The 16103-nt window shown below is 37.4% G+C and carries 13 protein-coding genes and 2 pseudogenes; 7 read left to right on the plus strand and 8 right to left on the minus strand.

What is annotated here, in order from left to right; genetic code table 11:
• Nucleotides 1–14 precede the first annotated feature (14 nt).
• The 4 genes from HMPREF0848_RS06145 to HMPREF0848_RS06160 are packed head-to-tail and all read left to right on the plus strand — an operon-like array spanning nucleotide 15 to nucleotide 6262.
• Nucleotides 15–1049, plus strand: a complete 1035-nt coding sequence (locus HMPREF0848_RS06145) for a sensor domain-containing diguanylate cyclase (RefSeq protein WP_037609034.1) — start codon at nucleotides 15–17, stop codon at nucleotides 1047–1049.
• Nucleotides 1046–2110 (plus strand): bifunctional glycosyltransferase family 2/GtrA family protein, encoded by a 1065-nt coding sequence (locus HMPREF0848_RS06150; RefSeq protein ID WP_037609035.1) that lies wholly within the window; start codon nucleotides 1046–1048, stop codon nucleotides 2108–2110. Before HMPREF0848_RS06145 ends, HMPREF0848_RS06150 begins: the two co-directional genes overlap by 4 nt.
• Nucleotides 2100–4325, plus strand: a complete 2226-nt coding sequence (locus tag HMPREF0848_RS06155) for a glycosyltransferase family 2 protein (protein WP_008535359.1) — start codon at nucleotides 2100–2102, stop codon at nucleotides 4323–4325. The genes HMPREF0848_RS06150 and HMPREF0848_RS06155 overlap by 11 nt, the downstream gene beginning before the upstream one ends.
• On the plus strand, nucleotides 4322–6262 hold the full coding sequence (locus HMPREF0848_RS06160; RefSeq protein ID WP_008535360.1) for a hypothetical protein: 1941 nt from the start codon (nucleotides 4322–4324) through the stop codon (nucleotides 6260–6262). The genes HMPREF0848_RS06155 and HMPREF0848_RS06160 overlap by 4 nt, the downstream gene beginning before the upstream one ends.
• 112 nt (nucleotides 6263–6374) lie before the next feature.
• On the opposite strand, the pseudogene HMPREF0848_RS10465 reads toward HMPREF0848_RS06160, so the two are convergent.
• From HMPREF0848_RS10465 to HMPREF0848_RS06180, 5 genes and pseudogenes are all read right to left on the minus strand, one after another.
• Nucleotides 6375–6566, minus strand: a pseudogene (locus HMPREF0848_RS10465) (DNA polymerase); the annotation flags it as partial.
• Entirely contained in the window at nucleotides 6566–7021 is a 456-nt protein-coding gene (locus tag HMPREF0848_RS06165) for a hypothetical protein (RefSeq protein WP_008535361.1), read from the minus strand. The gene HMPREF0848_RS06165 and the pseudogene HMPREF0848_RS10465, both read right to left, overlap by 1 nt.
• A 14-nt stretch (nucleotides 7022–7035) precedes the next feature.
• On the minus strand, nucleotides 7036–7719 hold the full coding sequence (locus tag HMPREF0848_RS06170) for a helix-turn-helix domain-containing protein (protein WP_008535362.1): 684 nt from the start codon (nucleotides 7717–7719) through the stop codon (nucleotides 7036–7038).
• A gap of 8 nt (nucleotides 7720–7727) precedes the next feature.
• Nucleotides 7728–8531 carry an ImmA/IrrE family metallo-endopeptidase gene (locus HMPREF0848_RS06175; RefSeq protein ID WP_008535363.1) on the minus strand — a complete coding sequence of 268 codons (804 nt, stop codon included), beginning with the start codon at nucleotides 8529–8531 and terminating at the stop codon, nucleotides 7728–7730.
• 41 nt (nucleotides 8532–8572) lie between these two features.
• A pseudogene (locus HMPREF0848_RS06180) lies at nucleotides 8573–8824 on the minus strand (hypothetical protein); the annotation flags it as partial.
• Nucleotides 8825–9166: 342 nt separating this feature from the next.
• Between HMPREF0848_RS06180 and HMPREF0848_RS06185 the strand changes: the two are divergent.
• The gene (locus tag HMPREF0848_RS06185; RefSeq protein ID WP_002884818.1) at nucleotides 9167–9466 is read left to right on the plus strand and encodes a YbaB/EbfC family nucleoid-associated protein; all 300 of its coding nucleotides are present in this window, start codon (nucleotides 9167–9169) and stop codon (nucleotides 9464–9466) included.
• Nucleotides 9467–9584: 118 nt separating this feature from the next.
• Here the strand turns inward: HMPREF0848_RS06185 and HMPREF0848_RS06190 are convergent, their stop codons facing one another.
• Nucleotides 9585–10202, minus strand: a complete 618-nt coding sequence (locus HMPREF0848_RS06190) for a hypothetical protein (protein WP_008535369.1) — start codon at nucleotides 10200–10202, stop codon at nucleotides 9585–9587.
• Nucleotides 10203–11183: 981 nt separating this feature from the next.
• Between HMPREF0848_RS06190 and HMPREF0848_RS06195 the strand changes: the two genes are divergently transcribed.
• Nucleotides 11184–11885: an ABC transporter ATP-binding protein gene (locus tag HMPREF0848_RS06195; RefSeq protein ID WP_002889513.1), complete on the plus strand. Its 702-nt coding sequence runs from the start codon at nucleotides 11184–11186 to the stop codon at nucleotides 11883–11885.
• 14 nt (nucleotides 11886–11899) lie between these two features.
• On the plus strand, nucleotides 11900–14542 hold the full coding sequence (locus HMPREF0848_RS06200) for an FtsX-like permease family protein (protein WP_008535373.1): 2643 nt from the start codon (nucleotides 11900–11902) through the stop codon (nucleotides 14540–14542).
• A gap of 50 nt (nucleotides 14543–14592) precedes the next feature.
• Here HMPREF0848_RS06200 and HMPREF0848_RS06205 read toward each other — a convergent pair whose 3' ends face one another.
• Nucleotides 14593–15321 (minus strand): MerR family transcriptional regulator, encoded by a 729-nt coding sequence (locus HMPREF0848_RS06205; RefSeq protein ID WP_037609039.1) that lies wholly within the window; start codon nucleotides 15319–15321, stop codon nucleotides 14593–14595.
• A 174-nt stretch (nucleotides 15322–15495) separates the two neighbouring features.
• Nucleotides 15496–16086 carry a 3'-5' exonuclease gene (locus HMPREF0848_RS06210; RefSeq protein ID WP_008535376.1) on the minus strand — a complete coding sequence of 197 codons (591 nt, stop codon included), beginning with the start codon at nucleotides 16084–16086 and terminating at the stop codon, nucleotides 15496–15498.
• Nucleotides 16087–16103: the final 17 nt, after the last annotated feature.

A 16103-nucleotide genomic window follows, 5' to 3' on the forward strand; every position in this document is an offset into this window, starting at 1 on the left:
ATGGTGAGGCTGTAATGGTATTAGGAAAAGTAAGTGATTTTTTAATCAAGTATCAAAGATTGTTAACGTACTTAAGTATTTTTACTGCGTTAATGTTATTAATGCGCTTAGTGTATGATGATGTTTTGATTGACCGTGATAATCCCATCGTTTTAGCAATCTATATAGGAATACTAGTTCTTTGGACCCTAGCATCTTACCTTAATCGAGGACAGCATATGCTATCCCACTTTATCTTACAGAGTTCGAAACTTATTAACGTCTATGCTGTAGACTTAGATTATCGTTTTATTGCGGTTAATAAGAATGATATTCGGCTCATGGAAGAAATCTTTTATTTCACTCCCAAAATTGGTGACTTTCCAATGAATTATCTTAATAGTGAAGATGCTGCGCGTTTAAAAGCAAATGTTGATCGTGCGAAAAAGGGTGAAACATTTATATTTATGGATACTATTAAGACAGGCGACAAAACGCTTTACTGGCAAAATATGTATTCTCCCATTTATAACAATCGCCAAAAAGTGATTGGTGTTTCTTGTTTTGTTCTTGATGTTACAGAGCAGAGACTTCATGAACTTGAAATACAGAGGATGGCATACGAAGATGTTTTAACACGGGTTCATAATCGACGATATATTGAGCTTGCTTTTGAGGAATGTCTGACACGTAAAGAAGAACAAATTACGGTTATTATATCTGATTTGGATAAATTCAAGAAAGCAAATGATACCTTTGGACATGCTACGGGAGATAAGATTCTAATTGAATTTGGTGATATTTTAACGAAGATAATGCCTGAAAGTGCTGTAATAGCAAGGTTAGGTGGAGATGAATTTGCGGTTTTACTCCCTGGAGTTTCTGAAAATCAAGCTGAATTTTTAATAAAACTTGTTCAAGCAGAAATGACTCTCAAAGATATGGGGATTACAGCATCTTTAGGTGCTTATACGAACTCTTATCAATCACATAAAAACTTCGTTGATTTTTTTGCAATAGCTGATAAGAAAATGTACGAAAATAAAAGTCAAAAAGGAGAACGTCGATGATGTTTCAAGATGTTGTTATTGTCATTCCTGCCTACGAACCTGATGACCGTTTGTTGGAACTTTTGAAAAATATTCGGGATAAGGAAAATCAAATGTTTGACATTATTTTAGTCGATGACGGTAGTGGAGCTGATTTTGCACCGTTATTTGCAATAGCGCAGAGTAACTATGCTTGTCATTTGCAAAGACATGCTGATAATAAAGGAAAAGGTCGTGCTTTAAAAACGGCTATTTCATATATTTTGGACAATTTTCCTAATGCCAAAGGAATTGTGACGATTGATTCTGATGGTCAACACACCTACGAAGACATGATGAAATGTTTGGCTGAATTTTTGCAACATCCTGATAGTTTGGTGCTGGGTGTTAGAACATTTGAAAAATCTGTTCCTTTACGTAGTAAATTTGGAAATTTATTGACAAGAGACGTCTTGGGGGCTATGACAGGTGTGAACGTTTCTGATACGCAAACGGGACTTCGTGTGATTCCTATGTCATGGTTGCCAAAACTCTTAACCGTGGAGGGTGAACGGTATGATTTTGAGATGAATATGTTACTTGAGGCAAAAGAGGACAATATTCTGATTCGTGAAGTTGGCATTGCAACGATTTATTTGGATGAAAATCAGTCGTCGCATTTTGATGCGATTCGTGACTCGATTAGAATTTACAAGGTTTTCTTCAAGTACATTTTTTCATCATTGTTTTCCTTCTTGGTTGATATTGTTGCTTTTACGATTTTAATTTCTTTGTTTAATGGATTGAGTTTTAGTGCGGTGACGTTAGCTTCGATTTTAGCGCGTGTGATATCATCTGTTGTTAATTTCACCTTGAATCATAAGGTGGTCTTTAAACAAGGTCAATCAAATAGTGCGATAAAATACTTCACTTTGGTGGTAGTACAGATTGTTTTGTCAAGTTTATTGGTAACAGTTCTAGGAAATGCCTTGACGACGCTACCAATTTCATTGGTGAAGATTTTAGTTGATGGTGCACTTTTCATTGCCAGTTATTTTGTGCAAAAACATTTGATTTTTAGTGGAGGTGAGAATGAAGACTAGTAAGAGGATACTCTATTTCGTTGCATTTGTAACGACTGCCTTTTATTTAACTTGGCGTTTGGTGGCGACTATTCCGTGGCATGATTCATGGTTTGCGCTGATCTTTGGGATTTTATTGTGGGGAAGTGAGGTAGTTTCAGCCATTACAGGCTACATTCTCATTTGGAATAAGCAAAAGGACTTTGAGCTTGAAAAGCCTGAGATTGCTAAGGAGCGTTACCCAGATGTGGATGTTTTGATTGCAACGCATAATGAGGATCCAGAGTTGCTTTATAAGACGATTAATGCCTGCACTTTTATGGAATATCCTGATAAGTCTAAGGTGCATATCTACGTCTGTGATGATACCAATCGTCTAGAAGTTGCCAAATTGGCTGATGAGCTTGGTATTGGTTATTTTGGTTTGGCGGATAATAAAGATGCCAAATCAGGAAACTACAATAATGCTTTACGTCAGACGTCATCACCTTTGGTGGCGACATTTGATGCGGATATGATTCCTTATCGTGAATTCCTGTTGGAAGCTGTGCCTTATTTTGTTGAACAAGTTGAGGCTTATGAAAATGGTGACGATTATGATAAGTCAAAAGTTGGTTTGATTCAAACGCCACAAAGTTTTTACAATGCTGATATTTTCCAATTTAACTTGTTTTCAGAATCAACCTTACCAAACGAACAAGATTTCTTTTCCAAAGAAATTAATGTTTTCAATAATTCGCACGGTGCAGCGCTTTATACGGGGTCTAATACGCTTATTTTCCGCAAGGCGATTGAAGATGTTGGTGGTTTTCCGACAGATACCATTACGGAGGATTTCGAGCTAGGTGTTCGGATAAATGCGGCTGGTTATGTAAATTATTCGACGAAAAGTCCAATGGCTAGCGGGTTAACGCCAACAGATTTGAAGAGTGTCATCAAACAGCGCGTGCGCTGGGGACGTGGCGTTATTCGCAGTAGCTACAATATGAATATCTTCTTTAATCCCAAATTGACAATGGGGCAAAGAATTGTTTATATTAATGGCTATCTTTATTGGTGGTCTTTCTTTAGACGGTTATTGTATATCTTGGCACCGATTTTATATACGGTTTTCCATGTGCGTGTGGTGGTGTCAAATATCTGGCTACTGTTCCTATTCTGGTTGCCAAGTTTCGCCTTGACACGCTTGTCAATGCGAGAAGTCTCAAAAAAATACCAAACACAGGTTTGGGGAGAAATTGTGGAAACGATTTTTGCTCCGTATTTGTTTATTCCCATGATGTTGGAGTCCTTTGGCATTAGCAATACAAAATTTAAGGTGACACGTAAGGGAAATTATACGTCGTGGACGTTGTACCTTTATGCGATTCCTTATCTTGTTTTATGGGTATTAGCCGTTTATGGTTTGGTAACTTTTAACTATGGAAAATTTGGTTCAGAGCTTTTTTATGGAAGTATTATCAGTTTTTGGTTGATTTATCATATCATCAATTTGACCTTTGCGATTTTCTGTGCGCTTGGTCGTCCGATTTATCGCTCAAGTGAGCGTTTTACTGTTGATGAAGCTATGGTTATTGAGGTTGATGATGATTCTTACCAAGTGAGAGTCTGTGATATTTCAGAAACGGGGATTTCATTCTATACGGATTTACCATTGTATTTGCCGAAAGAAAAAGAACTGACGCTTAATTTGCAATCACGTGATTACCATGCGAGGGTAAAAGGTCATGTTGTTCGTGTTTTTGCGATTGATAATGGTTGGCGCTACGGCGTTCAATTTTCAGAAGTTCCTGAAGCTGATAAGCGCGAATTTTATCAGTACATTTATGACCGCATTAATCACAATCTTCCGAAGAAAAAAGACCCTTGGATGACAACATGGGATGATTTATTTGAGAACTTTAGTCAACGTTTCCAAAATAATGAACGTCCTGTTTCAGCCTATGACCAAGTAGCTTTTCCGAAAGTTCGTGTCAATGAAGAGGTTCAGGTTGCTGGAAAAAAATGCCAGCTTAGAAAGACAGATTATTATTACATGACATTTTCTGGAGAATTGACAAATCCTAAAAAAGAACCGAATGTCGCATTTACCTACAAAGATTTGCCAATTCAGTTGACTTTTGTGTCCTATGATACTGATAGAGACGAATCGCTTTATCGAGTCACCAATTTAGCGGATTTGAATAGCTTACCTGCTTTTAAAGCCTTAGCAAATGAATGGAGAGGGAGAGTATGATTAGTATTGCTAGATTACTGTTGTTCTTTGTGATTACCATGGGGTACAATGCCTTTTTCCGTAATACTGTGAAGATGAATCGCCGTCTGACATGGGTGTTTACATTCTCAGTCATTACATTGGTATTGTACCTTGGTAGTTTGTTAGGCTTTATGTTGCAGACCGTGTATGCCATTTCTATTTTGGGCTGTCTTTTGAGTCTTTATTATCTTTGGGCGGTATGGAAAAAGAAATATCGCTTTAGGAGACTTGATTATATTGCGCTTGGAATGATGGCTTATTTGCTTTTGTTTGGAATAACGCTCTGGCATTCGCCGCTTTTACATTATGATAATTTTACGCATTGGGCAACGATTGTAAAATTTTTCCATATCAATAATGCTTTGCCAACACAGCAGGATACGATTATTAGTTATTATACCTATCCTGTTGGAAGTTCACTTTTCATTTATTTTTTCACGACTATCGTAGGCTTTTCAGAAGGTAGTATGTTGGTCGGGCAATTCTTCTTGATTGCTTCCAGTCTTTATGCCATGTTTGCGGCACTTCGTGATGATCGACGTGTCTTAATGGTTAGCATGATTTTTGCTTCGTTTGCTGTTTTTAATACGTTCAACGTTGCTATTCGATTAAATAATTTGCTGGTTGATTTTCTGCTTCCGGCCTTGGCCTTGGCAGCCATAGCAGGTTGTTTTGTCTATCGTAATCGTTTCTGGTTTTTGTCGCTAAATACGGCGGTAATTCTTGGATTATTAAGTATCGTCAAAGTAAGTGGATTTTTCTTTGTCGCTCTCGTTTTAGTAGTTTATGTGGTTTGTATTGTGCGTTTACTTGTTCGTAAAAGAGCACGTTTAAAAGCACTAGTGCTGCTCATAATGACCTTGCTAGTCAGCTGTCTTCCTTTTGTTATTTGGCAAAAGCATGTGACGGATAATTTCCCAAATGCCTCAAGTGCCAAGCATGCGGTGTCCATGTCAGAACTTGGTCAGGTATTGACTGGAAATCTGTCAGGCGTCCCACAAAAAATTATCACTCTTTTTGTCAAATCGGTGTTTACGTTTGACAGTTTGGCAAGCAATGGAATTTTGATAATCAATCTGATTATGCTGATTGCCTTTATTGTGATTGGCATTCGTTTGAAATATAAGAAATTTGTCTTGTTGACTTGGGGATTTGTTGATATTTCGATTGTGACTTACTATATTGGCATTTTACTCATGTATCTGACAGCAATGCCGACTGATGAAGCGTTAGAATTAGCAGGATTTGAGCGCTATGCTTCGAGCATCGTTATCTTTGCTTTTGGTTGTTTGACCATGGCTTTAGCATGGGTAATGGACAAGGGCCTGTATGAAAAAATCATTAGTAAACGTAATGCTAGGTCTTACAAGAGCTTATTTAATAAACGCTTGTACCAATACGCGAGCCTTGTTTTGACAGTTTATGCCATTGGAATGTTCTTGTCAGAAAATAATGGCATTGTTTACAATAACAATCAGGAAACAAACGAGGTCGCAAAAGAAATTCGTCAGTTTACTGGAAGTCAGAGTAATTCGTCAACGGATAGAATTTTGGTTGTAACAGCAGATAAGAAGAATGTAGATAATTATTTTGCCCAATATGCTAGTCGTTATTATCTGTGGGATGTCAATGTTGATGCCAGAGAAAATTTTGTGTCGGTTGACCAAAAATTTTTAGATTTAATGGCATCATACAGCGACAGCACAACAAGTTATTACCTCAGCAATAAAAATATCGATACTAGAGATAATTCCAATTTAACAGACGATGACTTTATTGCACTCTTAAAAACGTATGACGAAGTCTTGATTTTAGATGACCATTATACGTTTAATACCTTGACGAAAAAACTATTTGGTCGGACATATTCCCCTGGATTGTATAAAGTATCAGATATTCTTGCTGGAAAAGGGTAAGTTTTCTAGCTTTATCAAGCATAAGTCTTGATATTTCAAATAAAATATGCTATTACAACAAAAAATATGTAGAAGGAGGCGGAGTTTGTGACTTCGCCTCTTGTGGTGCTCAAAAGACTTTCTTGAACATTGGAGAGGAAGCTAAGATAAATCCGTTTGAATTATCTGCTCTAATCATCACACAAAGCGAGGTCCTTAAAGGATGCAATCCACGTTCCACACACTCAACACTAGTATAGAAAGATCTCATATCCGCAAAAGCAATATCAGATTTTGGTTCCCGTGAACAATCAAAATAGCCCATTATCTATATCTTTTATAGTTGTTTTCCCAATATTCCCTTTCACCTTTTCCTATGCCTTCTGGTAATTGCTTCAAACATTGTCCCATACTTTGATATTTAACAATTTCAGTTATTTCAGCCAAAGAAAGTCGATGAGATGCTCTGCTAAAGTCCGTATCGAAGTAATCAACCTCTTCTATTTCAACTAAAATCTCATAATTTTGATCAAGATAATATTTAATTTCAGATGGTACTAACTTATCTGATTCTTTAAAAAACAAATGAATATGGCCGTTTGAAGACAACAATCGTTCTCTGATATTAGTTGATTTTCCAATATAAAAACAGACTTTTTCATCTTCTAAAATGGCAAAAAACTTATATACGCCCACAATATCTTTTCCCAAAATTTCTGAGGGGATAGTGATATTCCTCATTTTAGCTTTTTCTAATTTTGCTTTATACGTCATTCCCATGGTATTCTCCTAACTTACACCTCTAATGGCATAAAGTCTCCTACAATTTTACCCACAATACGAGGGTTTTCATCATAAGGAATATAGATGTCCTTATAAGCCTTGTTAATAGAAACTAGGCGTAGCCCCTCTTTCTCACGGTAGACTTTCTTGATAAAGGTCTGAGAGTTCCACACTACCGCATAGACTGCCCCATCATAATCAAAACCTGTTTCACGGATAAGAGCTACTGAATCGTTATGATATTTGGGTTCCATGGAATCTCCAAAAACCCATGAAGCAAAATCATGAGCTAGTTCTTCATTGAAATAAACAGTGTCGTAGTTGCGATTGTCATAAACGGATGCACCAATACCAGCAGACATTTTTTCGTATACATGGTACTCATAGAGATTTTCTGAAACCGTAACAATTTTTCTAGACTCTTCTTGAACTAACCTACGAGTGTATTCTAAAACCTGATTTTGACCTTTATTTGATAATACATTGTACAAACGAGCTATCTCAATTTCTGTAAAATAGCCTTTTGGTACTCTTAGTATTTGTTCTAGTCGGTTTACTTTCTCTTTGGATGGTTCTTTTACTCCTCGCTCCCATGCTGAATAGGCTTGATAGCTGATTCCTAATTGATCTGCAATATCTTTTTGAGTTATTTTTAGCTCTTTTCTACGAGCTTTTAGTTTTTCTGGTTGATACATAGTTCACCTCACATTAATAGTAACTGTAATTCTGCTTTTTTCTTTGCCTCTTCATCTGAGAATCGTTCTTTATACCAAACATAAGCAATTGACTTCCCTTTATTATAAATAAGCCAGGTTTTTAAATTAATACTTTCTTCCTTGATTGCTTTCCAGTTATCTTGATTCAATAAATATGGGTATTCTAGACTCGTTGTAAAGCCTACTTTTCTAACTCTCTGCTTAACCTGATTAATAAGGGAAGGTTGAAACTGATTGAACTCCTCGATAATTTGTTCTCTAATATCATGAAACAAACGTAAAATAGAACTGTTCTTCCCTTCAATATAGGTCTCAACTGCTTGTTTGATTTCACTATCTTTATCAAGATAATATTCCCGGAAAAAGTCCAAAAGACGAAAAAATAAAGCCTGTTTTGAAACTTCTAGACTATTTTGAACTTGATGGAAGGTTTCGCAACTATAGTATATTTTTGATAAAAGAACAATATCTGGCATCAATACCACAGCGGAAAAAATATTTGCTTCACGTTCTAGTAAATTCTCTTGATTCTCAATAGATTCTGCAAAATAATTTCCATCATGTTTAAGAATAAAATGCCCCAATTCATGGCAGAGTGTAAAATTCTGTTTTACTTTTGGATTATCTATCTCATAAGAAAAACTGATTCCCAATTCATCAACTACTGTCAATCCTTCTATTTTATGATTAGAAAAGTGATGGCTTATCACTTGGATTTGATTCTTCTTAATACAATATTGAAAAAAATAAGAGAAATCATAGTTCAATAATGAAATATTATTATCCTTCATGTACTGGTATAATACATGTTTTGTTGCACTATATTTTACAATTTATCATTTATAATAGCGTTTGTTCTATCATCGTCGTATCGAATACTGTCAATCTCCGGTGTATAAATCCAGCCATTATTCTCCATCAGCATAATGATGTCCGGTTCTGTCCCCTCCTTATGAGGGATGTGCTGAGCATAATAAACAGAGTGGTATTTTAAATTAATAAAGATAAATAGGCTCATTCCTAAGACTGTAACCAACCCTATAAATAGTCCTACAAAAATCCCTAAAATATTTCTTTTTTGCATTCCTGTCTTCTCTTTCTTTTTCTATCTCCAATCAAATGTTGACTGGATTGACAATAAACCATTGTACATTATTTATCACAAGTCTTACAATTTAAAAATTTCTTTCTTTTGTAATTGGTCCAATAGTTTTTTTGATAAAACCTCTTGATAACTTCGTTCTAAATAGACTGAACGCACCTATAATGCCAGATTATCTTCAGTATGCCTCCTTACTTTGTCAATCAAGCCAAACATGGTATAATAGTTGAGGTTTTGACTGCCTCTTCTATTAGGCAAATTAAGGCATCAAATTTTAACAAACAGGGGCTAAACCCTTGATATGAAAGGAATCTAGAAACTATTATGATGAACATGCAAAACATGATGAAGCAAGCTCAAAAGCTTCAGAAACAAATGGAAAAAAGCCAAGCTGAATTAGCTGCTACAACTTTCACTGGAAAATCAGCCCAAGACTTGGTAGTTGCTGAATTAACTGGTGACAAAAAAGTGGTTAACATCACTTTTGCTGATGCTGTTGTGGATCCTGATGATGTGGAAACACTCCAAGATATGACTGTTCAAGCACTTAATGATGCTCTCGGACAAATTGACGAAGCGACTAAAAAATCAATGGGTGCCTTTGCAGGTAAATTGCCATTCTAAAAAATAAAAAGGAATCTAGCGGTTCCTTTTTCTATGCACTCATTTCGCAAATCAATCATAAAACAAAAGGCTTGGACAAATCACGTCCAAGTCTTTTTGTCGTCATTAATTAAAACTGTTACTCCTCAACCAGACCAAGGCCTGACTGAGCATCTTCTTCGTTTGCTTCTTTAGAACGATTCTTTTGACCTAAATAAATGCTAGCTGAATCTAATGAGCTCTCCAAAGTAGGATAATTCACATCATCATTCACCGTTTTTGAAGGCACAGGTCCAGAGATTAATAGCTCATCATCATTCTTCACATAAATTTTATATTCACCAACTTCACTCGTCTGAGCCAAAATCTCATCCAATAAGTTTGAGTCGCTAGATTGAGCTGCTCCTTCAACAACTTGATTTTCATCCTGCTTTTGCTCTGATGAATCCACTACTTCTGTAATAACAATATAGTTAGGTGCTTCCTCACTAGATGGCTTATCAGCTTCCTTATCTTGTTCTAGTTGACTAGGAGACTCCTGACCCTTGCTATCTTGAGTAGAAGCTTCATGTTTGCTTTCTGCCTCATCACTAAGCAGTTTCGTCTTAGTCTGATTGGTGTCCGAATTAACCTGAGAGGCCCCTTTTGCATCAGCCGATGCGATACTGGTACCCATGAATAGAACAAAAATCCCTAAAGTCGAGACCAAGCCAATCATTAGTTTACGAAATAGACTATTATCTTTTTTCTTAATCATAACTCCCTCACTATGTTTTTGTTAGCTCCGATTAACTAACATGAGTCCTAGATGCTGCTGTTGATCGAATGAAGGTCATACTGAACTCATCTTATAAACCTTCATTATGCTATCTATCTTAACACTCAAAAGCTTTCGTTTCAAGCGATTCCTTAATTTTTAAGCATTTTAAATAAATAAAAAATTCATGTCCTAAAATTGATGAAAATCTATTATCAGATTAAGCTTTTAAGCCTAGACAAATGGGAAATTCTTTAAGCAATGCTCAGCAAACCAAAGATTTGTCGGCTAAAGTGCCAATAAAAGAGCTACTTTGCGCCAAACGTCTATCGGATACCTTCATAGTGTCCAAACACTTCCAAAGCAACTATAAAAAGATAGCCCTAAAAGAAAAAAGCTAACCTTCTATTAATTAAACAAAAGATTATAAAAAGATTAGTAACATACACCTCTAAAACCCTGTTTTAAAAAGTCTTAATAGATTTAATAAATACAACTCCTTCAGAAAACCTCATATAGTTTAAATTTTAAGTTTAGTTATAGTTATCTTTATTAGCATTTCTTTATTCCATGAAAACAAAGGAAACTACTAAAGATGATGCTAAGGATCAACTCTCTCATATACTACTCATCCCATAACATTTGTATCTTATTAGCTCTAACGTGCTAAATACACCGACTTTAACTCCTCTATTACGACAAACAAGTGTTAAAATTGGAGAAAACACTTGGTAAAACACTAAAAATAGCCTAACTTTATAACCAAATGACCAAATCGAAGACTTACAAAAATCTCATTTACTAAACTATTTTCTCATATGTAAACGCTTCACACACATCTCTATCACATGTAAGAAAAACTTGCTATGTTTTAGTATTTTTTTAGCATAAACGCTAGATATTTCAAGGAAAATCCGTTACAATGAGATAAGGAAAGATAGGTAATTAACAGCATCATTATTTCATATGAAAGGGAAATTCATGGCTTATATTCAAATGAAGCATAGCTATAAACGCTATAAAACCGGTGATCTGGAAATTATCGCAAATAATGACGTAAGCTTTGAAATTGAAAAAGGGGAGCTTGTCGTCGTTCTCGGTGCCTCCGGTGCAGGGAAATCAACCGTTCTTAACATCTTAGGTGGTATGGACACCAATGACGAAGGCCGCGTCATTATTGATGGTAAGGATATCTCTGAATACTCAGCTAGGGAACTTACGACTTATCGTCGTGAGGACGTTGGTTTTGTATTTCAATTTTACAACTTAGTTTCAAACCTTACGGCCAGGGAGAACGTTGAGTTAGCATCTGAAATCGTTCCAAACGCTAAAGATGCCTCACAAACACTTGTCGAAGTCGGTTTAGGGGACCGCTTGGACAACTTCCCATCACAACTATCTGGTGGGGAACAACAACGTGTCGCTATTGCACGTGCCGTTGCCAAAAATCCAAAGATTCTTCTTTGTGATGAACCGACGGGGGCTCTGGATTATCAAACAGGGAAACAAATCCTGACCCTCCTTCAAGACATGGCGCGCAAACAGGGAACAACTGTTATTATTGTTACCCACAATGCTTCTCTAGCTCCAATTGCTGATCGTGTGATTCAAATGCACGATGCCAAGATTAAGAGTGTGGAAATTAATCCCAACCCACAAAAAATCGAGGACTTGGAGTACTAGAAAGGAGCACCGTCATGAAAAAAACAACTTATTGGAAAGATGTTTGGCGAACCTTTGTAGCTTCTAAAGGGCGTATGCTCTCTATTGCCTTGCTTATGGCACTCGGATCCTTTGCTTTGATTGGTCTCAAGGTCACTTCTCCTAATATGAAAACAACAGGAGAACACTTCTTCAAGGCCCATCAAACAGCTGACTTGAGCTTAATCAGTACTTACGGTATTAACAAAACCGATCAAGACCTTCTTAATACAGTCAAAAAGAAGAATGTTGACATTGAGTATGGTTATTTCAAAGATGCTGTTATCAAGGGCACAAATACGACATTTCGTATCTTCTCAAAACCTAAAAAAATCTCTACCTATGACCTTGTTGAGGGGAAGCTTCCTAATAAGGATGGGGAGATTGCTCTTTCTTCAACCTATAAAGAAGAATACAGTGTAGGAGATAAGATTAATTTTTCTGAGCCAGTAGATAGCTCTGGGCAAAAACAGTTAAAGGAACAAACATATACCATTACTGGTTTTGTCAATTCCTCTGAACTCCTCTCCAAGAATCGTCTTGGTAATGCCAGTGCAGGTACCGGAAAACTAGACGGCTATGCCGTTGTGCCGAAGACAGATTTCAACGCTAATAGCTACATGATTGCTCGGATTCGTTACCAGGATTTGGCAAATGTGAGTCCTTTTAGTAAGAAATATGCGGATAAGATTTCAGAAAGAAAAGCTGAACTCAAGGACCTTTTTAAAGACGAGCCTGAGAAACGCTTAACTGAAATCAAGTCCCAAGCTCAAGCTCAAATTACGCAAGGAAAACAAGAGCTTGAAGCAGCACGCACCCAGACTCAGCAGATGACAACAACCAACGCTGCTGAGGCAGCAAGTGTAAAAGAGGCTACTACGAAGATTGAAGCTAAGCAAAAAGAACTCGAAGAAAGTCAAGCAATGCTGGACAATATGCCAGCCCCTAGCTACAAGTTCTACTCTCGTCGAGAAATTCCGGGTTCAGATGGGTATGTTGCTTACGAGAGTAACATCAACATCATCCACGATGTCAGCAACATCTTCCCTATAGCCCTCTACTTTATGGCAGCCTTAGTTACCTTTGTAACCATGGGACGCTTTGTTGAAGAAGAACGAGGAAAAGCCGGTATCCTTAATGCACTGGGGTATAACAATTCACGTATTATCCACAAATTCGTCATCTATGGATTAATTACTAGTATTGCTGGCACAGCTGCAGGGGTTATTACAGGACATACTCTACTTCCAATACTCATTCACAACACTTATAAGAACGATTTGCAACTGCCTGCTTTTGAGTTGCACTTCTACTTAGGGCTTACCCTAATCGCCTTTCTTTTAGGGCTCCTATCCGCTGTACTTCCTGCCTATGCGGTTGCTAAGAAAGAACTCTGGGAAAAACCTTCTCAACTGCTTCTTCCAAAGCCACCTCGTGCAGGAGCTAAGATTGTCCTAGAGCGCATTACACCTCTTTGGAGACGTCTTAGTTTCAAAGAAAAAGTTACCATGCGTAATATTTTCCGCTATAAACAACGGATGTTTATGACCCTCTTTGGAGTCGCAGGCTCTATCGCTCTGCTCTTCGCAGGTTTAGGAATTCGTTCTTCCGTATCTAATCTTAACCAGCAACAGTTTGAAGACATCATTCACTATGATATGATTGTCGCCAAACAACCGAATACATCAAGTGCCTTTGATAAGCAACTCACAAAGCTTCTTGATAGCAAAGACGTCAAAGAATACTTGAATATTCATTTTGAAACCTTACAAAAAATTGCTGGTAACAATAAGGATACCCAAGAAATCTCGACGATTGTCTTTAATGATCATGATGAGAAAATCATTAATAGTTACGTTAGCTTGAGAGACCGAGCACATAACAAAACGCTTAAATTATCTAATGATGGAGCTATTATCTCTGAAAAAATGGCCAAACTCCTCAACCTCAAGGTTGGCGATACCATCACTGTGCAAAACAGTCAGGAAGAATCCGTCAAGATTAAAATTGCTGGTATCACAGAAATGTACATGGGACATTTCCTCTTTATGAATGCTAGCTACTACCAAAAAGCCTTTGGTACACCTTCGGTGAATAATGCCAATCTCGTCAGTCTGGCTGAGCCTACCAAGCAAAATGTGGAAAACATGGCAGCTAAATTCATCAACTTGCCAAATGTTTACGGCGTTGTTCAAAACAACAACCTCAAGTTGCAAATCAGCACCATGGTCAATTCCTTAACGCAAGTTATTGGTATCTTGATTACCGTTTCTATTCTTCTTGCTGTGGTTGTCCTTTACAATCTGACCAACATCAATGTCTCTGAACGTATCCACGAGCTCTCAACCGTTAAGGTTCTTGGTTTCTACAATAATGAAGTATCCCTCTACATCTATCGTGAAACCATTTATCTATCTATTATCGGTATCTTCGTCGGATTTGGTCTTGGACAGGCACTTCACCAATATATGGTAAGCATTATCCCACCAGATCGTATCATGTTTGATCCATCTATTGGACTTGCTACCTACCTTTTACCAGCTGTTCTCATTGTCTTAATCCTTATTATCCTCGGCTTCGTTGTTAATAACCGCCTAGCCAAGCTTAATATGCTCGAAGCTCTAAGTTCAGTTGAATAAGCTAAAAACGCCTGAGAAGTCATTCTCAAGCGTTTTTTATATTGGATAAATTATTTCGTTTTAGTCTTAGCCAACTCCAAACAGTAGGTCTTTACATGACAATGAGGACAAGTCAACTTACGAGTCCTTGGTGTATGTCCGGCAATGGCAAATTCTTTAAAACTTGGATCAAAGGTCCTATGACAATTAGGACAGAGGTATTCGAACTGCTTTCTATAGTGAAACACTACTAAATTTGTGGCTATGATAAATGCGGGGCAGACAACAAACAAACCTCTAGGATCCTTAAAATAATAAATGACTATCAGTAGGGCTATGAAATAAAGAAGACTCGTTAGAATGATGCTTCCAAACATTCTCAACTGCAAATTTCGCCATGATTTTTGATTTTCCATAAGACGTGAAATGTCTGACAAATCTTCCAACGAAAGTTGACGCCACTTAGCAGTTGCTTTTTGCAAGTGACGGGCACGTTTTAGTTTGACCTCTATTTCCTCTGAAGACTTTTCCAAGCTCTCGATTTGATCTGTCAACAAAAGCTCTAAAACCTGTTCCCTATTCTCCTCTTGCAAGAGTTTTTTGATTTGATTAATTGAGAAATCCAAATCTCTTAAGAAACAAATGACTTGCAGGCGTTCCAAATCTGAGTCGTGGTAGATTCTCCGACCACCTTCTGTGACTTCAGATGGCGTCAAAATACCACGTTGATCATAATACTGGACAGTCCTAACAGACACCTCTGCTGCTTTAGCCAACTCTCCTGTTGAAAACTGCGACATCTCAGTCACCTCCTTTTAAGATTTTCCATCAAAGGAGGACCTTGGCCACCCTTGATACCTAGATTCTACCTTATAACGCAAGGTGACGAGCAAGCCCTAACCCTAAAGGATTTTCACTTCTTACAGAAAAAGTTAGCCATCACTCTTTACAGCCTTTACAGCTCTTGTAAAGCTTTAGTCGAAAAAGCTACCCAAACCTAAGGCAGCAAAAGGATTGTTACTGACTTCTTCCTGTTGCTCCAAAAGTTTGGCATTCTCATCTAATTCGAGAAACTTCTCGTAAATCTGCGCGGTCATCCGAGCATCCTCCAAGCTGTTATGACCGTGTCCCTTGATTCCAAAGAAATCTGCCACACTGGTTAGCTTGAGGTTGACAATACCATTCAAATCCGAAGCACGACGGTCAAAGGCCTCATCGAAAACATCTAAAGCATATTGCTCTTCCAAGTCCAAACCATTTTCAGCTAGAACGGGCAAATCCGACTTAAGGGCATTGTAACCGATAAGTGGTGTATCACCAACAAATGCCTTAAAATCCGCTAGAACGGACTCTAATTTCGGTGCCTTGGCAATCTTATCAGCTGTAATCCCCGTCAAACCATTGATAAAGGACTGCAAAGGAACATCCGAATAAACGAAAGAGTCAAACTGGCCCACTTCCTCATGCCGGTCCATCTTAACAGCTGACACCTGGATGATATGGCTAACGCCATCCACCGTGTTGAATTCCAAATCAAAGGCAATATAAGTTTCTACATTTTCCATCTTTATCTCCTACAATA

The organism is Streptococcus sp. C150 (assembly GCF_000187445.1).
GTDB lineage: Bacteria > Bacillota > Bacilli > Lactobacillales > Streptococcaceae > Streptococcus > Streptococcus raffinosi.